Genomic DNA, 25,469 nt, shown 5'->3' on the forward strand with positions numbered 1-25,469 from the left:
CGACAGGCGCAGCGAAGGCGCGATCCGCGCCTCAGCCGTCAGCCGCCGCCCGGCCCGCGCAGAAACCGCGCCATCGACACGCCGCCGTTGCTGCCGTTGCTCGGCGCCGCCGGAGCGAACTCGGCGGCGATATCGACGAAGCCGCGCATCACCGCGATCTCGCGCGGCGTGCGGTTGAGCGCATCGCGCACGTCCGGGTTGGCGCCGTGGCGCAGCAGGCGCTGCACCACGCGCAACAGGCCGTGCAGCGCGGCCAGATGCAGCGGGCCGAAGCCGCGCGGGTCCTGCACGTTCAGCGAGGCCTCGTGATCGAGCAGCAACTCCAGGCCGGCGATCAGCACGTCCTCATCCGCGGCGGTGCCCGGCTCGGCGCGCGCGCCCAGCAGCAGCAACAGCGGCGTGGCGCCGGCGGCGGACTGGTCGGCATCGACGCCGGCCAGCAGCAAGGTGTCGAACAAGGCGACCAGGCGGCTGCGCTCGCGCGCGGTGAAGCCGAACATGGCCGCGCAATGCAGGGCCATGCGGCCCTGTGCGTCGCGCGCCTGGACGTCGGCGCCGGCGGTGAGCAGGCGCGCGGCCAGATCGGTCAGGCCGAGCGCGCAGGCGACCATCAGCACGGTCAGATCGCCCGGCAGGCGTTGTTCCAGCGAAGCGCCGGCGGCGACCAGGCGATCGACGATTTCGCCGTGGCGCATGCTCACCGCGGCCGACAGCGGCGTCGCCCCGGAATTGGCCGCGCGCTGCGGATCGGCGCCGCGCGCGAGCAGCAGATCGACCACCGCGCGATGACCGCCGCCGGCGGCGCGCAGCAGCGAAGTGCAGCCCTGGCTGTCAGCCGAATCCACCGACAGGCCCAGGTCGAGCAGGCGGCGCACCGCGTCGGCGTCGCCGACGATCGCCGCGGCCGGCACGTCGGCCGGTTGCAGCGGGCGGCGCGGCAACGGCCAGCCGCGCCAGTCCAGCCAATCGGCGAGGTCGCGCCGGCCCGAGGCCAGGGCGACGCCGAGCGGGGTCTGGCCGTCGGCGGCCAGCAGGTCGGGCGCGGCGCCGTTCGCGACCAGGCGCTTGAGCATGGCTTCGCGGCCGAGCGCGGCGGCCAGATGCAGCGCGCTCATGCCGTGGCTGTCGCGGGTGTTCAGATCGACGCCGGCGGTGAGCAGACGCTCGAGCAGGCGCGACCAGCCCAGCCGCACCGCGATCGCCAGCGCCGGGTCGCCGTTGGCCGTGCACGCGAACGGATCGGCGCCGCGTTCGAGCAGGTCGAGCGCGAATTGCTCCAGCCCGCGCGCGGCCTGATCGCCGGCCGAGCAAGTGGCCAGAAACCGCCCCAGGCCGCCGCGTCCGGCCGGCGAGACGCCGTGGCGCAGCAGCATCTGCAAGGCCGGCAGCGAGGCCGGCGCGCGGTCGAGCAGGGCGAACAGCACCGTGTCGCCTTCGGCATTGCGCACGTTGACGTCGGCGCCCTGGCCGAGCAGCCATTCGATGCGTTCGGCGGTCGGCACCTGGCCGTCTTCTTCGTGCAGTTGCGCGCCCAGTTCGGCCGGGCTGAGCAGCTTGGCCAGGCCGGTGAGTTCCGAGGCGCGGCCGTCGCGCAGACCGTCACGCAGCAGCGCGGCCGGCATGCGATCGACGATGACGCGCTCGCCTTCGGGCACATCGCTGTCGCCTTCGCCGCTGACCGCGGTCGGCAGCGGATAGGCGCGATCGAGCGCGGCCACCAGCGACCAGCGTCCGGCCTCGGCGGCGCGATCGACCGCGCGCTTGCCCTGGCGGTCGCGCAGTTCCGGGTCGATGCCCAGATCGAGCAGGCGCACCACCAAAGGCGGCGACGCGGTTTCGGCCTGGCAGGCCAGGATCAGCGCGCTGGCGCCGTCGGCGTCGACCGCCTGAGCCTCGGCCACGCCGCCCTGCGGCAGGTGTTCCAGCAAGCGCTCCAGCACCGCGGCGCGGCCGCCGCGCGCGGCTTCCAGCAGCGGCGTGCGCTGCAGGCTGTCGATCGCGTTGGCGTCGGCGCCGGCGGCCAGCAGGGTGGTGACGATGTCCAGATGGCCGGCGAAGGACGCGGTGTGCAGCGCGCTGCGGCGCTGACCGTCGCGGGCGTCGATGCGGGCCTTGTGCTTGAGCAGCAGCTGCACGCCGGCCGGATCGTCCTCGTCGCCGCCGGCCGCGGCCAGCAGCGCGGGCGCGCCGCCGGGGTGTTCGGTCTTGGCGCCGCGTTCGAGCAGGAACTTGGCCAGCCGCCAGTTGCCGCTGGCGCAGGCCACGCCCAGCGGCGACAGGCCGTCCTGGTTGAGCGGTTCCAGCTCGGCCTGGGCGTCGCGCAGCAGCGCGGCCACGCCCGGATCGGAACTGCGCGCAGCATGGTGCAGCGGCGTGTTGCCTTCGAAATCGGCCAGGCGCGGGTCGGCGCCGTTGGCGAGCAGGGTCATCACCGCGTCGGGGCGGCCATGCCAGCTGTCGCGGGTGGCGGCCAGCAGCGGGGTCATGCCGGCGTGGCTGGCGTTGAGGTCCACGCCGCTGGCGATCAGCGCGCGCAGCAGGCGCAGGTCGGGCAGCACCGCAGCCAGCACCGGCAGGCTGCGGCGGTCGCGTTCATCAAAGGTCGGCTCGGCGTTGACGTCGGCGCCCAGCTCGATCAGCTCCAGCGCGCGCTCGACCTTGCCGGCGCGGGCGGCGGCGTACAGGGCTGGGGTCAGCTGCGCGTCGGCCAGCGGCTCGCCGTCGTCGAGCAGGTCCTCGGCGCCGTGCACGGTGTCGAGTTCGGGATCGAATTCCACGCCCGGCAGCGCCTGCGCCGGGGCGATCGATTGCAGCAATACGTGCAGCGCCGGCGAGACCACGGCGAAAACCACCGCCAGGCCCCAGCGCGCGCCGTCGAGCAACAGCCCGGGCCAGGCCAGCACCACCACCGCGCCGGCCAGGCCGGCGACGATCGCCGCCACGCCCAGGCCGCGCCATGCGCCCAGATCCAGATCCGCCAGCCGCGCCCATTGCGGCGGCAGCGGTGCGCCGTCGCGTTCGGCGCCCTGCCACAGCGGCCACAGCCGCCACAGGCCCAGCAGAATCAGTCCGGCGACCACGCTCAGGCCGAGCGCCGCCAGCAGCGATCCGCTCTGCATCAATGCGCTCAGCGGCCAGGCGACCAGCGCCGCGGTGGCCGCGGTGGCGCCGCCCCACAACGCCGACAGGGCCGGCAGTTCGGAGGCCCACATCGGCTTGGCGTCGCGCCGTTTCCACAACCGCGCCGCCAGCGCGAACGCCGGCTGCGACAAGGCGCCGCCGATCAGCGCGATCGCCGCGCCGACTGGACTGCCGCCGAAACCGGTCGCCAGCGCCAGCACCGCACCGGCGACGAGGGCCAGGCCGAAATCGCGGGAACCGGCACGCGGAATCTGAGCGTCAGGCATCGGGCGTCGGCGCCTCGGCGAAGAACGGCGGGAATACGGCGGGCGGGAATTGCAGGTGAAAACCGTGCAAGCGCAGATTCTCGCGCACCTGCGCGGCGTCGGCGCGGGCCAGCTTGCGCTGCGGGGTCAGCTCGACCTCGAGCACGAACCGCAGCGCGCCCAACTGCTCGCGCATCGGCGCGGGCAGGCGCTCGAAATCGTCGCGCGCGCTCAGGTACACGTAGGTGTCTGCCTTGCGGAGGCTTTTGTAAACGTAGGCTTGCATGGGGCGGGCGGTACAGCCGGGGGAGACTGTTTTTCTGCATCGCAGATGTGATGCACAGCATACCTGCCCGTCCGGTCTGCGCGAACTTTCGTGTTCAGCCCCGGGCCCGGACCAAAGTGGTACATCAGGCCGGCCGCGCAAGGACGGCGACATCTGCCGGCTACCTGTGCCCCCTCGCTGGACCGCGATAACCGCCGCGCTGACCTGCGCCGTCGTGCTCGGCGGCTGCGGCCCGGGCTATATCCACCAGCCGCTGAGCCTGGAATTGGGCGATCCGGCCTCGGCGGCCGGCGCCTTCAGCATCAACGAGGACGACGTCTACGAAGTCGCCCTGGAAGTCCGGCCGACCGGCGACTCGGCGGAATTGCGCGGCCGGGTGCGCAGCTACTTCGAGGTGAGCTTCGAGCGACCGCTGGTCGCGCATGTGGTGCTCAGCCGCAAATCCCCAGGCAAGGCGCCCGCGGTGATCGTCGAAAAATCCATCAGCGCCCCCGATTTCAGCGCCTGGAACAGCGACGCCATGACGATGGAACTCGCCCGATCGAGATTGCCCGAGGGCGATTACGAAGTCCGCGCCACCCTGTCGGGCCGCAAGTTCCGCTCTTACGATTACCGCACTCGCCTGGTGGTCGAGCACGCCTACACCGGCAAGTGACCGCGCCGGCTCGGTGATGCCGCGCATCGGCTCCGATCTTGCCGCCTGACATGCATCGGGTCGGCGATACAGCCTTCGCGAATCTCCGCGGCATCCAGGCCGCGCGTACTGCCGTGTTCAAGGCGAGGCGGCACGGCGAGTCCACGATCGCCGGAACGACGGGCCCGATGCGGCGCGCCGCCCGGTGACAAGCGCCGCCCTCCGGCCGAAGCCGGAGGACGGCGGCGGCCCGGCGTGGGCCGGGTCAGTTCGGCGCGGACGCGCTGGTGGAGGTCAGCCGGTCCAGGGCTTCGAACGCGCGGACCATGCCGGCGCCGTACTCGTTGTCGCGGCCGGGCGCGCCGAGATCCAGCGCCGAGGAGGTGATCGCCTCGCGTACCTGAGTCGGCGTCGCCGACGGCTTGGCCGCGAACAGCAGCGCGGCCACGCCGGCCACATGCGGCGAGGCCATCGAGGTGCCGCTCATCACCGCGTAGCTGTCGACGTCGTAGACCGGGGTCGGGTTGAGCGTGGCGGCCTGTCCGACGCGGGTAAGCAACTGCTGTCCGGTCTCCTTGCTGACGCTGGCCAGACTGATCGTGACCGAACTCGCCAAGCGCCCGGAGATCGGGAACGGATCGTTCACGTTGTTGGCCAGCACCATCCCGACGGCTCCGCCGCTCTTCACCAACCCGACCTTCTCGGTCACCGTGTTCTGGCCGCGCGCGCACAGCACGATCTTGCCGCTCCAGCTGCCGGCCGCGGTGCAAAGGCCGCCGTCGACCAGCGCGCCGCTGACCGTGCTGGAAGCCGAGCCGCCCAGCGGCAACGTCGGGAAGCTGTCGGCGCCGACCGTCAGGGGCGTGCCGCGAACCGGATAGGTGCTGGAGATATCCACGCCCGGCGCGGCGATATCGACCGCGTCGTTGAATTGCGAGAACGACGCCTTGGCCTGGTTGGCGTCGATCGCCGCCACCGACAGCACGCTCGCGTAGGACGCGGGATAAGACTTGCTGCTGTTGCCGGAATTGCCCGCCGCGGCCACCGACAGCACGCCCTGGCTCAACAACTTGGCGAACGCGTTGCTTTCAAGCGAACTCGACAGCGGACCGCCGAGGCTCATGTTGATGACCTTGGCGCCGGCCTGGGCGCAGCGATTGGCCGCATCGACCAGGCTCGAGGCGAACGACGCGTGGCCGCAGGTGGGGCCGTCGAAATATTTGACGATGTGCAGCGAAACCTTGCCCGGGCTCACCCCGATCACGCCCTTGCCGTTGTTGCCGACCGCGGCGATGGTGCCGGCGACGTGGGTGCCGTGTCCGCAGGTGTCGCTGTTCCAGGTCTTGCCGGTGGGCGCGTAGCCGCTCAGGGTCAAACCGGCGAAGTCCTCGTGGCTGGCGCGCAGGCCGGAATCGATCACGCATACCTTCACGCCGGTGCCGTCGACGCCGGCGGCGACCACGTCGGGCGCTTGCACCGCCGGCACGCCGTAGGGCACGAACTCGCCCATCGGATAGCGAAGCGGGTCCTCTTCGACGATCAGGTTCTTGTTGCCGCGCAGGCCGGCCACGACCTCGGCCGGCAAGGTCATGACCACCGCGTTGAGGTTGTCGAACTCGTAATGGGTCTTGGCGCCGATCAGGCGCGCCGAGCGCGCGCTCTTGTTGGCGGCGACGGCCGAGCGCAGGGCATCGACTTTCTGCTGGATCAGCGATTTGATGCCGGTCTTCTGGCCGGACGCGTAGCGGATCCAGACGCGATTGCTCTCGCTTTGCGGCTCACTCGGGAAAGAGGGTTCGACCTGTTGCGCGGCGGCGGCCAGGCCGGACAGGCCAAGGGAGATCGCCGCGACGAGCGCGGCGGCGAGCGGATGACGCGAATGCGTGATAGCCATTTCTCGGTTCCTTCTTCGAATATGGATTCGGCCTGTATGGCCGGCGACGGTAGCCGCGGCGACGCGTTGCCGCGGGGCGCAGCCAACGTAGCGGCGCTGTCGAAAGACGAACAAGGCGGAACGAATCCACACTGGCCGCAATGCGGATGACGCGAATCACAGTTCGCGGAATCGTTCTATCGAAGGAAACGAAAACATCGCGAACAGTCGCTGGCGTACGGCGCGGTCATCGCGCGAACGCAATGCGCGCCGCACGAGCGGGCGGCGATGCGAACAAAATAAGTTTCACCGGAAAGCGACGCGTCGCGACGCCTCAGTGATAGCCGGCATCGGCCGCGATCTTGCCGCTGAACACCCGATACGACCAATACGTGTAGCCCAGGATCGCCGGCAGCAGCACCACCAGCCCGACCAGCACGAAACCCTGCGACGACGGCGGCGAGGCCGCGTCCCAGATCGTCAGCCCCGGCACGATGTTCGGCCAGATCCCCGCCACCAGTCCGATGAAGCCGAGCACGAAGAACCCCAGCGCGTACACGAACGGATGCCCGTCGCGGCGCTCGCGCATGACCGAGCGCCACAGCGCCCAGGCGTTGGCGAGCACCAACAGCGGCACCGGGAACAGCCAGTAGAAATTCCCGTCCTCGAACCAGCGCGCCATGATCCGCGAATCCAGAAACGGCAGCCACGCGCTGACCAGCCCGATGAACACCGCCACCACCAACACCAGCGGCCGCGCCAAGGTGCGCGCGACCAGTTGCATGCGCCCGTCGGTCTTCAGGATCAGCCAGGTCGAACCCAGCAGCGCATAGCCGAACACCACCGCCGCGCCGGTCAACATCGAGAACGGACTGAACCAGTCGAAGATGCCGCCGACGTATTTGCCTTCCTGCATCGGCATGCCTTCCATGATCGCGCCCAGGATCACGCCCTGCGCGAACGCGCACAACAGCGAACCCAGCGCGAACGCCGCGCCCCAGGCTTTCTTCGCCCGTCGCGCCTTGAAGCGGAACTCGAACGCCACGCCGCGGAACACCAGCGCGATCAGCATCAGCAGCACCGGCAGATACAGCGCCGACAGCACCAGCGCATAGGCCTTCGGAAACGCCGCGAGCAGGCCCGCGCCGCCGAGCACCAGCCAGGTTTCGTTGCCGTCCCAGATGGGCGCGGCGGTATTCATCATGTGATCGAGCTGGTCTTCGTCCTCGGCGAACGGCGCCAGGATTCCCAGGCCGAGCACGAAGCCGTCGAGCAGCACGTACATCAGCACGCCGAAGCCGATCACGCCGAACCAGATCACGGGCAGCCAGTATTCCATCGTCCTACTCCGTTTCGATTCGAAGCGCTCAGGCGCCGGCTTCGCTGGATTCGTCCGGCACCGACAACGGTCGCGCCGGGGTCTTGTCGCGCGCGCCGCTGCGCGGCGGCGGTTCGTGCGGATGCGGGCCCTTGCGGATCAGCTTGACCAGATAGCGGAAGCCCGCGCCGAACACGGTCAGATACACCACCGCGAACACGATCAGCGACGTCATCACGCTGGCCGCCTCGATCGGGCTGACCGCGTCGGCGGTGCGCAGCAAGCCGTAGATCACATACGGCTGGCGACCGATCTCGACCACGTACCAACCGGCCAGGATCGCGACGAAACCGCTCATGGTCAGCACCCGCCAGCCCCACAGCGCCGCGCGCGACTGGTACAGGCGCCCCCGCCACAGCTGCCACAGCGAAAACACCACCACGGCCAACATCGCCAGCCCTAAGCCGACCATCACCCGGAAAGCGTAGAACACCGGCTTCACCGGCGGCCGCTCGCTGGCGGGGACCGACTTGAGCGGCTGGATGTCGCCGTCGAGGGTATGCGTGAGGATCAGGCTGCCGAGCTTGGGCACGGCGATTTCCAGATCGTTGCTTTCGGTTTTTTCGTTCGGCACCGCGAACAGGATCAGCGGCACGCCTTCGCCGGGCGGATTGGATTGCCAATGCGCTTCCATCGCCGCGACCTTGATCGGCTGATGCTCGCGCACGTTCAAGCCGTGCAGATCGCCGACGAACACCTGCGTGGGCACGGTGATCGCGGCGAAGATCACCGCCGCCTTGAGCATGCGCTTGCCCGCTTCCACATGCAGGCCGCGCAGCAGGTAGGACGCGCCGACGCCGCCGATCACGAAGCAGGTGGTGATGAACGCCGCCAGCACCATGTGCGCGAGGCGGTACGGGAACGAGGGATTGAAGACGATGGCCCACCAACTGTCGGGCTCGAACACGCCGTTGACGATCTTGTAGCCGGCCGGCGTCTGCATCCAACTGTTGGCCGAGATGATCCAGAACGTGGAGATCAACGTTCCCAGCGCAACCATGCAGGTCGCCAGGAAATGCATGCGCTCATCGACCCGGTTCCAGCCGAACAGCATCACCCCGAGGAAGGTCGCTTCCAGGAAGAACGCGGTCAGCACCTCGTAGGACAGCAGCGGCCCGAGGATGTTGCCGGCCTGTTCGCTCAGCACCGCCCAGTTGGTGCCGAACTGGAAACTCATGACGATGCCCGACACCACGCCCATGCCGAAGGACACGGCGAAGACCTTGGTCCAGAAGAAGAACAGATCGCGCCACAAAGTGTCGCGGGTGCGCAGCCAGCGCCATTCGACGAAGGCCAGCCAACTGGCCAGGCCGATGGTGAAGGCGGGAAACAGGATATGAAACGAGATCACGAAACCGAACTGGATACGCGACAGCAGCAGGGCGTCCACGTGCATTGCCTCCATGGCGCATCACGACGCGCCAGCGGGTTCATTTTGCGCCGCACCATGCACCGATGCGGGCGGTTGCGTGGAATCACATAAACCGCAAAGGCGGTGAGCGTGGCGTAGTGGCGGGGTGAAACGGCTTGCGTTGTGTGCGCACTATCGCGTTGCGAACATGCCGGATCAAGCGCTTGCGTCGCCGTCGGCGACATTCGATGTTTCCGCCCGCGTCGCGTTTCGCGGTTCGATGCCGGGCGGCATGTGCGACAAAACGCGGCGATTCGATTCGCGCGAATTTTCCCTCGCGGCGAAGGTTTTCGTCGCTCACTTCCGCTCACCTGAGACGTTTTGTCCAGTGGATATTTGCGCTCGTTCAATATCGACGTACCTCATGCCGCTGCCTTCTCCCGCTCGCGGGAGAAGGTGCCCGAAGAGCCTGCCCCCGCGAAGGCGGGGGGCGGATGAGGGCCGCGGCCGCGAAGGCAGACACGCTCGCCGCCCAGCTCAAGACAAAACCGCCGATCCGGCAAATCCCAAGCCAATACCCCGCCAATCCAGCGATTTAGCCCTCATCCCATGACCAACGGCCGGCCCGTCGCCCCGCTCCGGACTGCTACGCTGCGCCCACTTTTGTCCCTAGAGCCCGTTCGATGCGCCTCTCCTACGCCACGCTCGCCGCCCTGCCCCTCGCGCTGCTCGCCAGCGCCGCCTTCGCCCAGGCCGCGCAGCCCCTGACCTTGGCCGACACGATGGCCGACCCGGACTGGATCGGGCCGCCGGTCGAACGCGCCTGGTGGGCCTGGGACGGCCAGCGCGTGCAGTACCAGCTCAAGCGCGAAGGCGCGACCATCCGCGACACCTGGCAGGCCGGCGTCGGCGGCGGCACGCCGCAGCGCCTGGACGGCGCCGCGCGCGGCGACATCGACGCCATCAACCCGGCCTACGACGCCCAGCGCACGCGCATGGCCTTCATCCGCAACGGCGACGTGTTCGTGCGCGATCTGCGCAGCGGCGCGCTGACCCAGGTCACCCGCAGCAACGACACCGAGGCGCGGCCGCAGTTCGGCCGCGACGGCAATCTGGTGTTCCGCGTCGATAACCAGTGGTACCAGTGGCGCGCCGGCCTGGGCGTGAGCCAGGCCGCGCAAGTGCGCGCCGAGAACGATCCGTCTAAGCCGCCGAAGGCCGACGTGCTGCGCGATTACCAGCTCGCCACCATCGCCACCCTGCGCAACGATCGCGCCGCGCGCGAAGCCGCGCGCGAGCAGGACGAAGCCTGGCGCAAGAGCGACGCCAGCCGCGCGCCCAAGCCGGTGTATCTGGGCGATGACGTGGAGATCATCGACAGCGCGCTGTCGCCCGACGCGCGTTACCTGCTGGTCGTCACCCAGGCCAAGAAGGGCGACGCCGGCACCGTCGGCAAGATGCCCAAGTACGTGACCGAATCGGGTTACGAGGAATTCGAAGAAACGCGCACCCTGGTCGGCCGCAACGAGCCGCTGCCGCAGAAGCTGTGGCTGGTCGATGTCGCCAACGCCAAGGCCAGCGAACTCAAGTTCGACAAGTTGCCGGGCATCGCCGACGACCCGCTCGCCGCGCTGCGCAAGGCGGCCAAGCGCGACGCGCTCAAGGGCGACCGCCCGGTGCGCATCGGCACCGACGGCGACGGCAGCGGCGTGGCCATCCACTGGAGCGATGACGGCCGCCACGCCGGCGTGCTGGTGCGCGCGATCGACAACAAGGACCGCTGGCTGACCTCGGTGGATCTGGCCAAGGCGACGCTGGAAACCCGCCACCGCCTCACCGACAAGGCCTGGGTCGGTTGGGATTTCAACGATTTCGGCTGGTTCGGCGACGGCGGCCTGTGGCTGCTGTCGGAACAAAGCGGCTACTCGCACCTGTACGTGAGCGACAACGGCGGCGCGCCGCGCGCGATCACTTCGGGCAAGTGGGAAGTCTCCGCGCCCGAACTCGGCGCCGACGGCAAGACCTTGTTCTTCCTGTGCAACCGCAAGTGGCCGGGCGACTACGAAGTCTGCGCGGCCGATCGCGGCGGCGGCGCGGTGCGCGAAGTCACCGCGCTCGACGGCGTGGAAAGCTTCTCGGTCTCGCCCGACGGCGGCAAGCTGCTGGTGCGCTATTCGCAAAGCTATCTGCCGCCGCAGTTGGCGGTGGTCGACAGCAGCGGCGAGAACACCGTCAAGCTCACCGACACCCGCAAGAGCGCGTTCAAGAGCCGCGAGTGGATTCAGCCCGAGTACGTGCAGGTCCCGTCCAAGCACGGCGCCGGCACGGTCTGGGGCAAGTTCTACGGGCCGAAGAACTACGAGGCGGGCAAGAAGTATCCGATCGTGATGTTCGTGCACGGCGCCGGCTATCTGCAGAACGTCAGCAACCGCTACTCCAACTATTTCCGCGAGCAGATGTTCCACAACCTGCTGGTGCAGGAAGGCTATGTGGTGCTCGATCTGGACTACCGCGCCTCGGAGGGCTACGGCCGCGACTGGCGCACCGCCATCTACCGGCAGATGGGCCATCCGGAACTTGAGGATTACCTGGACGGCCTGGACTGGCTGGTCGCCAACAAGCAGGGCGATCGCGACCGCGCCGGCATCTACGGCGGCTCCTACGGCGGCTTCATGACCTTCATGGCGCTGTTCCGCGAACCGGGCAAGTTCAAGGCCGGCGCCGCCCTGCGCCCGGTCTCGGACTGGTCGCAGTACAACCACGAATACACCGCCAACATCCTCAACACCCCGGACCTGGACCCGGAGGCGTACAAGAAGTCTTCGCCGATCGAATACGCCGCGGGCCTCAAGGACCACCTGCTGATCGCCCACGGCATGATCGACGACAACGTGTTCTTCAAGGACTCGGTGATGATGACCCAGCGCCTGATCGAGCTGCGCAAGGACAAGTGGGAGATCGCGCCGTATCCGCTTGAACGGCACGGCTTCACCCATCCGGACGCGTGGTACGACGAGTACCGGCGGATCTATGAACTGTTCAATCGTACGTTGAAGTAAACCCGCGCGTTTCGCGCCGCGACTTCGACGCCCGCCCGCGACCGATGGCCGCAGGCGGGCGTTGTCGTTTGCGGCGCCGCGTCGCGCGGCCGCATCGCGCTGGAGGGCGCCGAAACGCGCAGCGGACTTACTCCCAAGGCTTCGCCGGACTTGGCTGCTCGCGTCCGCTTCTGCCACCGCCCCGCGGCATCGTTAGAATGGCCGCATGAGCGACTTCGACCGCGTACGCGACTATCTCTCCGGCCTACAGGACCGCCTGTGCGCCGCCATCGAACAGGCCGACGGCCAGGCGCGCTTCGCCGAGGACATCTGGCAACGGCCGGAAGGCGGCGGCGGACGTACCCGCATCCTGCGCGGCGGCAAGGTGTTCGAGCAGGCCGGCGTCGGGTTTTCCGATGTCTCCGGCAGCCAGCTGCCGCCCTCGGCCAGCGCGGCGCGGCCGGAACTGGCCGGTGCGTCTTGGCGCGCGGTCGGGGTGTCGCTGGTGTTCCATCCCAACAACCCTTACCTGCCGACCACTCACGCCAACGTGCGCCATTTCCGCGCGATGCGCGACGGCGAGACGGTCGCATGGTGGTTCGGCGGCGGCTTCGACCTGACGCCGTTCTATCCCTTCATCGAGGACGTGCGCCACTGGCACGGCACAGCGCGCGCGCTGTGCGAGCCGTTCGGCGGCGAGGAGCGCTATCAGGCGCACAAGCGCTGGTGCGACGACTACTTCTTCCTCAAGCACCGCAACGAGACCCGCGGCGTCGGCGGTCTGTTCTTCGACGACCTGCACGGCGATTTCGAACGCGATTTCGCTTATCAGCGCGCGGTCGGCGACGGTTTCCTCGACGCGTATCTGCCGCTGGTCGAGCGCCGCCGCGACATGCCGTTCGGCGAGCGCGAGCGTCAGTTCCAGTTGTATCGGCGCGGGCGCTATGTCGAGTTCAATCTGGTGTTCGACCGCGGCACCTTGTTCGGCCTGCAGTCGGGCGGGCGCACCGAGTCGATCCTGATGAGCCTGCCGCCGCTGGTGCGCTGGGAGTACGGGTTCTCGCCGGAGGCCGGCAGCGACGAGGCGAAGCTGGCCGAGTACCTGCGGCCGCGCGATTGGCTGGGCGAGGATTGAGTCGCGGGGTGGTTGCGTCGTCGCCGGCAGTTCGCTGTCGGGGCTGAAGCTCTCGTTCGAGCCCCGCGCGGCCCTACCCGCCCTGATCCGCCTTGTGCACGATCGTGATGTGCCCGTTGGTCTCCAGCATCGCCAGGGCCACGTGGTCGATCTCGCTGCAGTCGTTCTCGCGCATCGCCTTCTCGAAATCGGCGCGGCTCACCAGTTCGCGCCGCAGCACGTCGCGGAACACGTGGCCGTCGCGCGCCAGCACCACCGGCTCGCCTTCCAGCACGCGCTCGGCGCGGGCGCTGCGCGCGGCCAGGTAGCCGACCGACCAGTTCAAGACGATCAGCGTCGCCGCCAGGATCAATCCGCCGGTCACCGAGTTGTCGGTGCCGAGCAAGGCGTTCTGCACCGCGTTGCCCAGCAGCACGATCAGCAGCATGTCGAAGGAGGTGAACTGCCCCATCGAGCGCTTGCCCGAGACGCGGATCATCAGCAGCAGGACGAAGTAGACGATGCAGGCGCGCGCCAGATACTCCCACCACGGCATCGACAGATTGAAGGCATCGGACATCGGGCAAGCTCCTGAGCGGCGGACGGGCGGCGGTGGCGCGGCGGATTGTGGCGCCGCCGCGCGTGCACCGCATGTTACGGGCGGCGGCGCGGCCGCGGCTGCGTCAGCGGCGCGGGGGCAAGGCCTGCCCCGTTGCGGGCACAGGGTCGGGACGGTGCGGCGCATCGTGGCGAGTCGTCGTTACAACACGTCTGCCGCCGCCGGGGCGACGCCTGCGAATGCATGCGCCCCGTCGGAGCCGCTCGGATCGATCGCTGCGGGTCAGCCGCGCCGCGGGCAATGGCGAGCCGGCTTCGTCCGGCAGGGCGATCCGAGCCGTCGCCGGCTTGAGTCGAGCGCGGCGCGCTGTGGAAGCCGCCGTCGCCGCGGTTCTACCTCGACCAAGGCAATCGCACGGACCTCGACCCGGATCGCGCGGAGATATCGCCGATCTCGCTCCGCAGCCGCTGCCGTCAGCGGCGCCTCATTGATTCTAATTATTTCCAAATCCAGACAAACGACGAACCCGCGCGATTTCATATGCGCGGGTTTTGTTTACCCGCGCCGACAACGAATCGGACTTTACCCTGCGAGTGATTTCGAACGCGCCGATATACCCACGCGGCCCGTGGTGAAAGAACACCTCGCGTATCGCCGCGACGAGCAAGAAAAAAGCCGCCCTGCATCGCAAGGCGGCTTTCGGCGCTACAAATAAAAAGCCCCGCAGGCAGGGGGGGCCGGCGGGGCTGGTGGAGCGTGACCTGGGGAGGGGTCGTTCGCTCCGGGGGATCACTCCAGGGGAGGGAGAGATCGGCGACAGACGTTGCATCTGTCGCGACCTATATGACCACCCGGCACATGGATAGTTCGTGAAGATCAGAGTTAATAAATTGTTGGATTCAGGACCGATTCATTAAACCAAGTCCAGCAAAATCAATGGCTTCCAGATAATCAATGCGCTTCGTCCCAATTAATACCGACGCCGGTATCAACGACAAGCGGCACACGCAGCGTGGCCGCCGCGGACATGCGTTGCGAGGCCTGCGTCACCAATTCTTCGACGAATCCATCTTCCACTTCAAACACCAGTTCGTCGTGCACCTGAAGAATCATCTTGGCACGATCGTTGTGTGCGACAAGCCATGCATCGATGTCGATCATCGCGCGCTTGATGATGTCGGCCGCGGTGCCCTGCATCGGTGCGTTGATCGCGGCGCGTTCGGCGCCCGCGCGCAGGCCCTGGTTGGAGGCCTTGATGTTCTCAAGGTACAGGCGCCGGCCGAACACGGTTTCGACATAGCCCTTCTCGCGCGCATCCTGGCGCGTGCGTTCCATGAAGTCGCGCACGCCCGGATAACGGCTGAAATACAGGGCGATGTAGTCCTGCGCCTCGCCGCGGCCGATGCCGAGCTGACGCGCCAGACCGAACGCGCTCATGCCGTACATCAAGCCGAAGTTGATCGCCTTGGCCGCGCGTCGTTCGTTGCCGCTGACCTCTTCCAGCGATTGTTTGCCGAACACTTCCGCCGCGGTCGCGCGATGCACGTCGGCGCCGGATTCGAACGCGCGCACCAGGCCCGGGTCTTCCGACAAGTGCGCCATGATCCGCAACTCGATCTGCGAATAATCGCAGGCCACCAGACGCCGGCCCGCGGGCGCGACGAAGGCGCGGCGGATGCGGCGGCCGTCTTCGGTGCGGATCGGGATGTTCTGCAGGTTCGGATCGCTGGAGGCCAGGCGCCCGGTCGCCGCACCGGCCTGGTGATAGCTGGTGTGCACGCGGCCGGTATGCGGATTGACCATCTCCGACAGCTTGTCGGTGTAGGTGCTGCGCAGCTTGGCCAGGCCGCGGTATTCCAGGATCACCCGCGGCAGTTCGTGCTGATCGGCGATCGCTTCCAGCGCTTCTTCGTTGGTGCTGGGCTGACCGGTGGGCGTCTTCACCAGCACCGGCAATTTCAGCTCGTCGAACAACAGCGCCTGCAACTGCTTGGGCGAATCCAGATTGAAGGTGCGCCCGGCCAGTTCGGTCGCCTTGATCTGCGCTTCGAGCATGCGCTTGCCCAGGTCCTGCGACTGCCGGCGCAGTTCGTCGCCGTCGATCATCACGCCGTTGGCTTCGATGTGCTCCAGCACCGTCACCAGCGGCATTTCGATGTCGCGGTACACGCGTTCGAGTTCCGGCTCGGCGGCCAGGCGCGCGCCGAGCACGCGGTGCAGACGCAAGGTCACGTCGGCGTCTTCGGCGGCGTAACGCGTGGCGTCGTCGATGGCGACCTGCGAGAACAGTATCTGCTTGGCGCCCTTGCCGGCCACGTCGGAGTACTTGATCGTGTCGTAGCCCAGGTAGCGCTTGGCCAGCGAGTCCATGTCGTGACGGCTGCCGGTGGCGTTGTAGACGAAACTTTCCAGCATGGTGTCGTCGGCGTAACCGGCGACTTCCACGCCGTGGCGGCGCAGGACGTGCAGGTCGTACTTGCCGTGCTGGCCGAGCTTGCGCCGCGCCGGATCGGCGAATACCGGACGCAGCGCCGCCAGCACCCGCTCGCGATCCAGCTGCGCCGGCGCGCCGGGATAATCGTGGCCGAGCGGGATATACACCGCGCGCCCGGCTTCGGTGGCGAAGCTCAGGCCGACCAGATTGGCCATCATCGGGTCGAGCGAATCGGTTTCGCTGTCGAAGGCGAATTCATCGCTGGCCTGCAAGGCCGCGACCAGCGCATCGAGTTGCGCCTGCGTGGTGATCGCCTCGTACTCGCCCTTGACCGCCAGCGCGGCGTCCGGCGTATCCGCGGCGGCGCTGGAACGGGCGTGACCGGCGGCGGTCGCGCGCAGGCCGGCGCGATCGGCGGCGATCTCGTTCGCGGTGGCGTTGCCGCTGCCTTCCAGTTCTCGCAGCGCCTGCTTGAAGCCGTAGCGCGCGTACAGCGTGCGCAGCGATTCGACATCGCGCTCGCGCAGCGCCAGATCCTGCGGGCCGCGGTCCAGTTCGACATCGGTCTTGATCGTCGCCAGCTGGCGGTTCAACGGCAGCCGGCCCAGCGCGGCGCGCAGATTGTCACCGATCTTGCCCTTGATCTGTCCGGCGTGATCGATCACCCCGTCCAGGGTGCCGTACTCGCCCAGCCACTTGGCCGCGGTCTTGGGCCCGCATTTCTCCACGCCGGGGATGTTGTCCACGCTGTCGCCCATCAGCGACAGCAGGTCGATCACCTGGTTGGGATTGACCCCGAACTTGGCGAACACCGCCTCGTCGGAATCCATGCGGCTGCCGCTCATGGTGTTGACCAGGGCCACGCCCGGGCGCACCAGCTGGGCGAAGTCCTTGTCGCCGGTGGAGATGGTGACGTCGATCGCCTCCTCGCCGGCGAAGGCGTTGGCGCGCAGGGCCAGGGTGCCGATCACGTCGTCGGCCTCGACGCCGTCGATGCGCAGGATCGGGATGCCCAGCGCTTCCACGATCTCGCACATCGGCAGCACCTGCGCACGCAGGTCGTCGGGCATCGGCGGGCGATGGGCCTTGTACTGCGGGTCGAGATCGTCGCGGAAGGTCTTGCCCGGCGCGTCGACGACGAAGGCCACGTAATCGGGGCGTTCGTTCAAGGTCGCGCGCAGCATGTTGACCACGCCGAACAGCGCGCCGGTGGGCTCGCCGGCGTCGTTGCTCAGCGGCGGCAACGCGTGGAAGGCGCGGTAGAGGTAGCTGGAACCATCGATGAGGACGAGTCTTTTCATGGGCCCGATTCTACGCCGACCGGTCGCCGGGGCTGCGAATCGCGGGCGGCCGGCACGGGGGCGGGTAGGTTCGAGTCGGGGCTGAAGCCCCGACACGCAGCCGCAACAACGACGCGAGCCGCGAAGCCGAGCCCGCACCCACCGATGCGCACGCTTAACGCGCCCCCGGCGTATGCTGTCGGCTTGAAAAACGGAGATCCGCCATGCGCGCCCCCCACGCGTCGCCGCCCCCCTTCGCCACCCGGTTCGGCATCGTGCTCGCAGCCCTGTCGCTCGCTCTCGCGCTGAGCGGCTGCGCCACCACCGCCGCCGCGGACGATCCCACTGCCGCGCTCAGCAACGCCGAAATCCGCACCCGCACGGTCGAGAACGGCGACACGATCGAGGAATACCGCGTCGCCGGGCAACTGCGCGCGGTCAAGATCACGCCGGCGCGCGGCCCGGTCTATTACCTGGTCGATGAAAACGGCGACGGCCGGCTAGACACCAGCAAGGGCGAAGGCACCGTCTCGCCGGTGTATTTCAAGCTGTTCAGCTGGTAAGCCGGGCCTGTCCCGTGAGCGGCCGGCCACCTCGCCGGCCCGATCGACGCCCGCCCGTTTCCTCCATCGTCCCGATCCCATGTCCGCCGATTCCCTTCCCGAAATCCGCACCATCGTCGGCGATGCCGAACTGCGCGCCGCGTGGCCGCTGGTGTCGCAGCTGCGGCCCGAATTCGACGAAGCGCGTTTCCTCGCGCAGATGCATCGCCAGATCGCCGAAGGCTGCCGCGCCACCGTCGCCTTCGATGCGCAAGGCGTGCCGCGCGCGTTCGCCTGCTGGCGGGTGATGGAGATGCTCGCGGTCGGCCTGCACGTGTACGTGGACGATCTGATCACGGATCAATCCGTGCGCAGCCAGGGCTACGGCAAGGCGATGCTGGACTGGCTCAAGGCCGAGGCCAAGCGGCTGGGCTGCGTGCGCCTGCAACTGGATTCGGGCACCCATCGCCCGCACGCGCATGCCTTCTACATGCGCGAACGGCTGCGCATCGAGGCCTTCCACTTCGGTGTCGAACTGACGTAACCCGGCGCGGGGCACGTCGGCCGCACAAAACCCACGCCGCGAATACGCATCGGCGGCCGCACGGCCGCGGCGCTCGCCGCGACTGTCCCATCAGGCACACGCGCGCGGCCGCGAGGGCTGCTAGGGTGCCCTTGGGTCCACAGGGGTGGCGACACAAGGATGAAGTCGATGACTCGCTCTCAGCGTTCGCGCGGTTTCGCCGCCGGCTGTCTGGCCGTCGCGTTGGCCGCGCTGCTCGGCGCCTGCGGCGAACCGGCCGCGAACGTGGCCGAGCCCAAGCCTTACAATCGTCTCGGCGTGCACATGCAGATTCCAGGCAACTGGAAACTCAGCGACGACGAACGCATCGCCAGCGTGCATTACCTGACCGTGGAGAGTCCCGGCTCGGCGGTGTTCATCGCGATGGTGCAGACCGACCGCAATCGCGAACTGGAAGAATTCGCGCGCAGCTTTTCCGCCGAGGCCGACAAGCAGACGCCGGCCGTGCTTGGCCACGACAGCCGCTTCGACCTGTCCGCGTTCGCCGAAGGCACGATCCGCGAGCACTACATCGTCAGCCTGGGCGGGGTGAAGGTTCCGCACTTGCGCGAGTACCGCAAGATCACCGGCGCGCATCGCACCGCGTTCCTGATCACCCAGAGCGCCGACGAAGACCTGGCGCAGACTCGGCCGGGGCTGGATCTGCTGGTGAAGTCGTTCAAGCTCACCGACCGCTGAAATCCGCGGCGCCGACATGCGTGTCGGCGCCGCGGCGACGCGTTCAACCGCCCTGGCAGCGGCTGCGCAGATTCAAGGCGCGGGCGATGTCGCGCCAGTCGAACGCACCGACCGCCTGATCGTCGTGCACGGCGTAGAACACGCCGTCGGGAAAACGCACCGAGCCACTCTGCTGCAGCCACACGCCGTCGGTGTTGCCGACCGTGCCGCCAGCGAACGCGCCCAGATGGCGCAGGCTGGCGCGATCGAACACATGGAACAGGCTGCGGTCCTTGTACTGGTCGGTGGCGATCCAGTAACCGCTGCCGTCGTCGCACTGCCACAGGGCGATGCCTTCGGCCTGCGCCTTGAACAGGCCCAGGCCGATGGTCTGGCCGCGGTAGCGGCCGTCGAGCGTGTAGTCGCGGATCGCGGTGCCGGTGGCGAGGTCTTCTTCGGCGATCAGTAGGCGGTCGTGGGCGGGGTCGCCCCAGATCGATTCGGGCACGCGGATCGCGCCGGCCGCGCCGGTATCGCCGAACGCGCCGAGGTGGCGCGCGACCGGTTCACCGCCGCGCAGGCCGATGCGGTAACGCTGCATGCGCCGGCCCAGTTGTTCCAGCGGCGGCGGAATCTCGTCGCCCTTGGCGTCCTTGCCGGCCATGTAGGCGTCGGTGACGATCACTTCCAGTTCGTCCGCGCTGATGCCGCGCACCCACAGGCCGTAGGGCTGCCGCAGTTGTTCCTGGCCGAAGCTGGCCAGCGCGCGCAATCGCGGCGTGCGCGTATCGGCGATGCCCGGCGCATTGAGCGGCGCCGACGGCAACGACAGCGACAGCACCTGCACGCGGTGGTTGTCGCGTTCGACCACGAAGGCCAGATCGCCGAACACGGCGATGCCGTTGGGACGGCGGAACTCGCCCAGTTCGCCGCCTTCGCGGCCATAGCGCGCGACGCTGGCGCCCTGGTCGCCGTCGTAGATCACCAGCCCGTCGCCCTGTTTGGCCGTGGCCAACAACCACAAACGCCCGTTCGGCGCGCGCCAGACGGCGGGCGAATCGATGTTGTCCTGCGGCGTGGCCGCGGTCACGAAGGCCTCATCGACCCGCCGATAGTCCACGCCGGCCCGGGCCAGCAACGGATCGGCATCGGCCGCGCCGCGCTCGTCGGGCTCGCGTTGCGCGCTGTGCGCAGGCGCGGGCATGCCGCGCTGCGAATCGGAAGTCGCGCAGCCCGCCAGGACGAAAGCGAGGGACAGCATCAGGGTCGGACGCATCGGCATGCCTGGATTCAAAAAAGGTAATTCCCCGAACGCTGTTATAGAACCGTCACGTGCCGCTTTCATGACAAGGCCGCCGCGTCGGAGCGAGAAATCACGCACACAGTCATCGTCCTGCCATCGCCCGGACTTACAACGTTCGCCACTTGTTCACCGGCGAACCCCATGCGCAGCCCGCGACGTTCGAAGTTCCGTCATCACGCGCTCAGCGCCGCTTTGTTGAGCGCGCTCGCGGTCCCGACCGTGAATGCGCAAGTGGCGGAGACCGATTCGGCGACCGAACTCGATCGCGTCACCGTCACCGGCCAGATCGCCTACCGCGACCGCAGCGAAGCCACCGCGCCGACCCTGAGCTACGGCCTGGATTATTTCCAGCGCTTCGAACCGCTGACCGTGGGCGACATGCTCAAGCGCGTACCCAGCGTGGGCTTCGTCTCCGACGTGCTCGAATACGATGGCGCGCGTCTGCGCGGCCTGGACCCGGGCTACACCCAGATCCTGATCAACGGCCGCAAAGTGCCCGGCGCCGGCGGCGACCGCTCGTTCTACGTCGACCGCATCCCGGCCGAACTGGTCGAACGCATCGAGATCATCCGCAGCCCCAGCGCGAACCGCTCCGGCGACGCGGTGGCCGGCGCGCTCAACATCGTGCTGCGCGACGCGTACGAATTCGACGGCGGCTATCTGCGCGCCGGCGCGCTGCATTTCGACGACGGCAAGATCAAGCCGGTGTTCGGCGCGGTCGGCAGCGGCGAAGTCGGCGGCGGGCGCCTGCTCGGCGGCGTCAACGTACAGGGCCGGCACAATCCCAAGCGCAAGCGCAGCGATCGCTTCGACTCGCCCGACGGCGACTTCGTCGATCGCGAAGATCAAAGCGACGTGCGCGACGGCACCGACTACTCCGGCAACCTGTCCTACACCCGCGACATCGGCACCGGCCGGCTGAGCCTGGACGGCTTCTACGTCCACACCGATCGTACCGAGACCGAGAATTCGCGCGAGTACAACGATCCGGCCAGCCGCGACCGCGCGCGCCTGTTGTCGCTCAACGAGCAGAAAGTCGATATCAAGCAGGACAACGCCAGCCTCAACGCGCGCTATGTGTTCGACATGGCCGGCGGCCGCAGCGAAATCGACCTGGGCTACGCCCGCTTCGAAGACCGTCGCCACGACACCGAGCAGGAAGTCGGCTACGACGACGAAGACAGCCCGCCGTCGTTCGACGGATTCGAAGGCACGCGCATCCTGGGCGACACCCGCGACAGCGAATTCAGCCTCAAGCTCGCCCACAGCCGCGCGCTGGGCGCGGCCAAGGTGGAATTCGGCATCGACGGCCTGGACAAGCGCCGCACCAGCGCGCTGCGCACCAGCGAAGTCGAAGCCGATGACGAAGGCGAGCCGTTGCCGCCCTACGCCGATTTCGCCCGTCAGGCCAGCCGCATCGAAGAGCGCCGGCTCGATCCGTACCTGATGTTCTCCGGTAAGCGCGGCCGCGTCGATTGGGAGACCGGCCTGCGTTACGAAACTACCCGTTCGAAGATCCGCAGCATCGCCGAGGAAGGCGAGGACGCGCTGCGCAACGAGAAGGATTACGGCCTGCTGCTGCCGTCGGCGCACCTGCGTTTCAACCTGACCGAGCACGACCGCCTCAGCGCTTCGATCGCGCGCACCGTGCGCCGCCCCGATTTCAATCAGCTGTTGCCGATGACGCTGGAAGAGGAGTACGGCGACAACGATTTCCTGGGCAATCCGGAGTTACGTCCGGAAACCGCCTGGGGCCTGGATCTGGGCTACGAGCATCGTTTGGGCCAGCGCGGTGTGGTCGGCTTGAATCTGTTCTATCGCAAAGTGCGCGACCTGATCGAGATCGTCGGTACTGGCCGGCCCAGCGCGACCGCGCTGGACGATCATGAGGACGCGATCGAGGAGTTCCTGGACGAGCATCCCGGCGCCGGCCCGGGCGCCCCCGGTTATCCGGTGCTGGACCCGGACAGCTTCGTATTCACCGCCGCCAACGTCGGCGACGGCCGCGTCTACGGCGCCGAATTCGATCTGTCCACGCCGCTGACCGCGCTGGGCCTGGCCGACACCGGCGTGTTCCTCAACTATTCGTGGCTGGACAGCGAGGTGGACGACGACTTCGGCCAGCGCCGTTTCAACAACCAGCCGCGCTCGGTGCTCAACGTCGGCTTCATCCAGGATCTGCCGACGCTGGGCATGTCGTTCGGCGCGAGTTACCGGCGCCAGGGCGATGCCTACTCGCGCGTGCTGGGCGAGGAGGTGACGACGCATTACGGCGCGGATCTGGAGGCCTTCGTCGAAAAGCGCTTCGGCTCGCGGGTGGCGGTGCGGTTGACCGGATCGAATCTGCTCAACGCGTCGAAGGATGAGAACTTCAACAAGTTCAATACGCTGGGCGAGCAGCTGGATCGGCAGTTCGATGAGTACGAGCGCGAGCGGGAGAAGGCGGGGCCGGTGTATCAGTTGGTGGTGCGGTATGCGTTTTGACGGTTGGGGATAGGTGCCTGGCGACCTGATCATCTAGCGATCACAGGCTTCAGCGCCGTCCCTCCAGGCCGTCATTCCCGCGAAGGCGGGCTCTGCTTTACCTCGGCGTAGCCGAACATCCAGAGGCTTCAGCGTCATCCTTCCAGCCCGTCATTCCCGCGAAGGCGGGAATCCAGAGACTTCAAAGGTTCTCGCACGAAAGGCACTGGATTCCCGCGTTCGCGGGAATGACGGTAGGTGGGAGCGCTGTTACCGATTCTCGATTCTCGATTCTCGATTCCCGAATCCCGAATCCCGATTCCCGATTCCCGATTCCCGATTCCCGATTCCCGATTCCCGAATCCCGAATCCCGAATCCCGAATCCCGAATCCCGAATCACATCGTCTGCAAATTCGCATAAGCCAACACCAGCCACTTACTGCCGGCATCATCGAAATTCACCTGCACGCGCGCATGCGCGCCGCTGCCTTCGTAATCGGTGACGGTGCCGCTGCCGAAGGTGGGGTGGCGCACCTGCGAGCCCAGTTTGACCGGCGGCGCCTCGATCGAGGCGTGGCCCATGTCGCGGCGCGGCGCGCTGTTGAACATCGGCCGCGATACCTGCACCTTCGGCCGCACTTCGTTGAGCAGCGAGGTCGGAATCTCGCGCAGGAACCGCGACGGCGTGCCGAACATGTCCATGCCGTGGATGCGCCGGGTCTCGGCGTAGCTCAGCACCAGCTTCTCGCGCGCTCGGGTGATGCCCACATAAGCCAGACGACGTTCTTCTTCCAGGCGTCCGGATTCTTCCGTCGAGCGCGAGCTCGGGAACAATCCCTCTTCCAGCCCGCCCAGGAACACCAGCGGAAATTCCAGGCCCTTGGCGCTGTGCAGGGTCATCAGCTGCACGCCGTCTTCGCCGGCCTGGGCCTGGCCTTCGCCGGCTTCCAGCGCAGCGTAGCTCAGGAACGCGATCAGCTCCGGCATCGCCGCGGCATCGTCTTCGTCGCTGCGGGTGAAGCGCGAGGCCACCGACACCAGTTCGTCGAGGTTCTCCGTGCGCGAGTCGAGCTGGCCGCGCGATTCGTTGGCGTAATGCTCGCGCAAGCCCGAGCGCTGCAGGACGTGGTCGATCTTCTCCTGCAGCGGCATTTCCGTCACGTCGCTTTCCAGCGTATCGACCAGGGTCGCGAAGCCGGCCAGGGCGTTGCGCGCGCGCGCGGCCAGCACCGATTCCTGCGATACCCGGCGCGCGCCTTCCCACAGCGGCACTGCGTCGGCGCGCGCGCGCTTGCGCACTTCGTCCAGGGTGCGCTCGCCGATGCCGCGCGTGGGCGTGTTGACCGCGCGTTCGAACGCGGCGTCGTCGGCGCGGTTGGCAATCAGGCGCAGATAGGCCAGGGTGTCCTTGATTTCGGCGCGTTCGAAGAAGCGCTGGCCGCCGTAGACGCGGTACGGCACCTGTTCGGACAGCAATGCTTCTTCGTAGGCGCGCGATTGCGCGTTGCTGCGGTAGAGAATCGCCACATCGCCGTGACTGCCGCCGTCGCGCACCCACTGGCGCAGGCGCTCGACCACGAAGCGCGCCTCGTCCATTTCGTTGTAGGCCGCGTACAGGTCGATCGGCTCGCCGTGGCCGGTATCGGTCCACAGCTTCTTGCCCAGGCGGTCGGGGTTGTGCGCGATGACGGCGTTGGCGGCGTCGAGGATATTCGCGCTGGAGCGGTAGTTCTGTTCCAGGCGGATGGTCTGCGCGCCGGGGAAATCGCGCAGGAAGCGCTGCACGTTCTCGACCTTGGCGCCGCGCCAGCCGTAGATGGCCTGATCGTCGTCGCCGACCACGAACACGTGGCCGCTGTCGCCGGCCAGCACGCGCACGAAGGCGTACTGGATGGCGTTGGTGTCCTGGAATTCGTCCACCAGGATTTCGCGAAAGCGCGTGCGGTAATGGGTCAGCAGGGCGGCGTTGTCGCGCAGCAGTTCGTGCGCGCGCAGCAGCAGTTCGGCGAAATCGACCAGGCCGGCGCGTTCGCAGCGCTCCTGATAGGCCTCGTAGCAGCGCAGCATCACATCGGCCCAGTCGTCGCCGGCCGGCTGGATGTTGCGCGGGCGCCGGCCTTCGTCCTTCTGCGCGTTGATCCACCAGGTGATCTGGCGCGGCGGAAAGCGGGTTTCGTCGAGTTCCAGCGCCTGCACCACGCGCTTGACCAGTCGCAGCTGGTCGTCGCTGTCGAGCACCTGGAAGCCTTCCGGCAGCTTGGCCTCCTGCCAGTGCAGGCGCAGCAGGCGGTGAGCCAGGCCGTGGAAGGTGCCGATCCACATGCCGCGCGCGCCGCGCGCCAGCTGCGCGTCCACGCGCGTGCGCATTTCGCCGGCGGCCTTGTTGGTGAAGGTCACCGCGAGAATGCCGTGGGTCGGCACGCCGTAGACTTCGTTGAGCCAGGCGATGCGATGGGTCAGCACGCGGGTTTTGCCGCTGCCGGCGCCGGCGAGGACCAGATAGTGGCCGGCGGGGGCCGAAACGGCCTCGCGCTGGGCCGGATTGAGTGCGTCGAGCAGGTGCGATACGTCCATCGGGTTATTGTAC

16 protein-coding genes are annotated in these 25,469 nt (G+C 67.9%); 7 read left to right on the forward strand and 9 right to left on the reverse strand.

The features are described from left to right. Nucleotides 1–38 precede the first annotated feature (38 nt). Nucleotides 39–3,407, reverse strand: a complete 3,369-nt coding sequence (locus LG3211_RS22960; RefSeq protein WP_057944875.1) for an ankyrin repeat domain-containing protein — start codon at nt 3,405–3,407, stop codon at nt 39–41. Continuing rightward, complete coding sequence (locus LG3211_RS22965) at nt 3,400–3,672, reverse strand: YcgL domain-containing protein (protein WP_057944876.1); 273 nt, start codon at nt 3,670–3,672, stop codon at nt 3,400–3,402. The genes LG3211_RS22960 and LG3211_RS22965 overlap by 8 nt, the downstream gene beginning before the upstream one ends. 166 nt (nt 3,673–3,838) lie before the next feature. On the opposite strand from LG3211_RS22965, the gene LG3211_RS22970 reads away from it, so the two are divergent. Beyond that, nucleotides 3,839–4,327 carry a hypothetical protein gene (locus LG3211_RS22970; protein ID WP_057944877.1) on the forward strand — a complete coding sequence of 163 codons (489 nt, stop codon included), beginning with the start codon at nt 3,839–3,841 and terminating at the stop codon, nt 4,325–4,327. Nucleotides 4,328–4,571: 244 nt separating this feature from the next. On the opposite strand, the gene LG3211_RS22975 is transcribed toward LG3211_RS22970, so the two are convergent. From LG3211_RS22975 to LG3211_RS22985, 3 genes are all read right to left on the reverse strand, one after another. Continuing rightward, nucleotides 4,572–6,200, reverse strand: a complete 1,629-nt coding sequence (locus LG3211_RS22975) for a S8 family serine peptidase (protein ID WP_057944878.1) — start codon at nt 6,198–6,200, stop codon at nt 4,572–4,574. A gap of 313 nt (nt 6,201–6,513) precedes the next feature. Beyond that, the gene (gene cydB / locus LG3211_RS22980; RefSeq protein ID WP_057944879.1) at nt 6,514–7,518 is read right to left on the reverse strand and encodes a cytochrome d ubiquinol oxidase subunit II; all 1,005 of its coding nucleotides are present in this window, start codon (nt 7,516–7,518) and stop codon (nt 6,514–6,516) included. A gap of 28 nt (nt 7,519–7,546) precedes the next feature. Next, nucleotides 7,547–8,947 (reverse strand): cytochrome ubiquinol oxidase subunit I, encoded by a 1,401-nt coding sequence (locus LG3211_RS22985; RefSeq protein WP_057945688.1) that lies wholly within the window; start codon nt 8,945–8,947, stop codon nt 7,547–7,549. Between the two features lie 644 nt (nt 8,948–9,591). Between LG3211_RS22985 and LG3211_RS22990 the strand changes: the two genes are divergently transcribed. Then, a complete protein-coding gene (locus LG3211_RS22990) occupies nt 9,592–11,967 on the forward strand; it encodes a S9 family peptidase (protein ID WP_057944880.1) in 2,376 nt (791 codons plus the stop codon). Between the two features lie 205 nt (nt 11,968–12,172). Beyond that, nucleotides 12,173–13,081, forward strand: a complete 909-nt coding sequence (gene hemF / locus LG3211_RS22995) for an oxygen-dependent coproporphyrinogen oxidase (protein ID WP_057944881.1) — start codon at nt 12,173–12,175, stop codon at nt 13,079–13,081. A gap of 73 nt (nt 13,082–13,154) precedes the next feature. Here the strand turns inward: hemF and LG3211_RS23000 are convergent, their stop codons facing one another. Both LG3211_RS23000 and polA read right to left on the reverse strand, forming a co-directional pair. After that, a complete protein-coding gene (locus tag LG3211_RS23000; RefSeq protein ID WP_057944882.1) occupies nt 13,155–13,640 on the reverse strand; it encodes a DUF421 domain-containing protein in 486 nt (161 codons plus the stop codon). Between the two features lie 930 nt (nt 13,641–14,570). Beyond that, a complete protein-coding gene (polA, locus tag LG3211_RS23005; protein WP_057944883.1) occupies nt 14,571–17,354 on the reverse strand; it encodes a DNA polymerase I in 2,784 nt (927 codons plus the stop codon). Between the two features lie 203 nt (nt 17,355–17,557). On the opposite strand from polA, the gene LG3211_RS23010 reads away from it, so the two are divergent. The 3 genes from LG3211_RS23010 to LG3211_RS23020 all read left to right on the forward strand — a co-directional run bounded on the left by LG3211_RS23010 (nt 17,558) and on the right by LG3211_RS23020 (nt 19,136). Further along, entirely contained in the window at nt 17,558–17,896 is a 339-nt protein-coding gene (locus tag LG3211_RS23010) for a DUF2782 domain-containing protein (RefSeq protein ID WP_057944884.1), read from the forward strand. A gap of 79 nt (nt 17,897–17,975) precedes the next feature. Beyond that, a complete protein-coding gene (locus LG3211_RS23015) occupies nt 17,976–18,419 on the forward strand; it encodes a GNAT family N-acetyltransferase (RefSeq protein ID WP_057944885.1) in 444 nt (147 codons plus the stop codon). A 168-nt stretch (nt 18,420–18,587) separates the two neighbouring features. Continuing rightward, the gene (locus tag LG3211_RS23020) at nt 18,588–19,136 is read left to right on the forward strand and encodes a hypothetical protein (protein ID WP_148649112.1); all 549 of its coding nucleotides are present in this window, start codon (nt 18,588–18,590) and stop codon (nt 19,134–19,136) included. Nucleotides 19,137–19,179: 43 nt separating this feature from the next. On the opposite strand, the gene LG3211_RS23025 is transcribed toward LG3211_RS23020, so the two are convergent. After that, a complete protein-coding gene (locus tag LG3211_RS23025) occupies nt 19,180–20,397 on the reverse strand; it encodes a hypothetical protein (RefSeq protein WP_057944887.1) in 1,218 nt (405 codons plus the stop codon). Nucleotides 20,398–20,559: 162 nt separating this feature from the next. Between LG3211_RS23025 and LG3211_RS23030 the strand changes: the two genes are divergently transcribed. Next, complete coding sequence (locus tag LG3211_RS23030; protein ID WP_057944888.1) at nt 20,560–22,902, forward strand: TonB-dependent receptor plug domain-containing protein; 2,343 nt, start codon at nt 20,560–20,562, stop codon at nt 22,900–22,902. A gap of 376 nt (nt 22,903–23,278) precedes the next feature. On the opposite strand, the gene uvrD is transcribed toward LG3211_RS23030, so the two are convergent. Continuing rightward, nucleotides 23,279–25,456: a DNA helicase II gene (uvrD, locus tag LG3211_RS23035; protein ID WP_057944889.1), complete on the reverse strand. Its 2,178-nt coding sequence runs from the start codon at nt 25,454–25,456 to the stop codon at nt 23,279–23,281. Between the last annotated feature and the right edge of the window lie 13 nt (nt 25,457–25,469).

The sequence above is a fragment of the Lysobacter gummosus genome (assembly GCF_001442805.1).
GTDB classification, from domain to species: domain Bacteria; phylum Pseudomonadota; class Gammaproteobacteria; order Xanthomonadales; family Xanthomonadaceae; genus Lysobacter; species Lysobacter gummosus.

What these genes read in the sequence shown, in the direction of transcription:
- LG3211_RS22965 (WP_057944876.1), bottom strand. Translation starts at nt 3,672, where the DNA reads ATGCAAGCCTACGTTTACAAAAGCCTCCGCAAGGCAGACACCTACGTG.
- LG3211_RS22960 (WP_057944875.1), bottom strand. Translation starts at nt 3,407, where the DNA reads ATGCCTGACGCTCAGATTCCGCGTGCCGGTTCCCGCGATTTCGGCCTG.
- LG3211_RS23020 (WP_148649112.1), top strand. Translation starts at nt 18,588, where the DNA reads ATGACTCGCTCTCAGCGTTCGCGCGGTTTCGCCGCCGGCTGTCTGGCC.
- cydB (WP_057944879.1), bottom strand. Translation starts at nt 7,518, where the DNA reads ATGGAATACTGGCTGCCCGTGATCTGGTTCGGCGTGATCGGCTTCGGC.
- LG3211_RS23030 (WP_057944888.1), top strand. Translation starts at nt 20,560, where the DNA reads ATGCGCAGCCCGCGACGTTCGAAGTTCCGTCATCACGCGCTCAGCGCC.
- LG3211_RS23000 (WP_057944882.1), bottom strand. Translation starts at nt 13,640, where the DNA reads ATGTCCGATGCCTTCAATCTGTCGATGCCGTGGTGGGAGTATCTGGCG.
- LG3211_RS23015 (WP_057944885.1), top strand. Translation starts at nt 17,976, where the DNA reads ATGTCCGCCGATTCCCTTCCCGAAATCCGCACCATCGTCGGCGATGCC.
- LG3211_RS22990 (WP_057944880.1), top strand. Translation starts at nt 9,592, where the DNA reads ATGCGCCTCTCCTACGCCACGCTCGCCGCCCTGCCCCTCGCGCTGCTC.
- LG3211_RS22975 (WP_057944878.1), bottom strand. Translation starts at nt 6,200, where the DNA reads ATGGCTATCACGCATTCGCGTCATCCGCTCGCCGCCGCGCTCGTCGCG.
- LG3211_RS23010 (WP_057944884.1), top strand. Translation starts at nt 17,558, where the DNA reads ATGCGCGCCCCCCACGCGTCGCCGCCCCCCTTCGCCACCCGGTTCGGC.
- uvrD (WP_057944889.1), bottom strand. Translation starts at nt 25,456, where the DNA reads ATGGACGTATCGCACCTGCTCGACGCACTCAATCCGGCCCAGCGCGAG.
- hemF (WP_057944881.1), top strand. Translation starts at nt 12,173, where the DNA reads ATGAGCGACTTCGACCGCGTACGCGACTATCTCTCCGGCCTACAGGAC.
- polA (WP_057944883.1), bottom strand. Translation starts at nt 17,354, where the DNA reads ATGAAAAGACTCGTCCTCATCGATGGTTCCAGCTACCTCTACCGCGCC.
- LG3211_RS23025 (WP_057944887.1), bottom strand. Translation starts at nt 20,397, where the DNA reads ATGCCGATGCGTCCGACCCTGATGCTGTCCCTCGCTTTCGTCCTGGCG.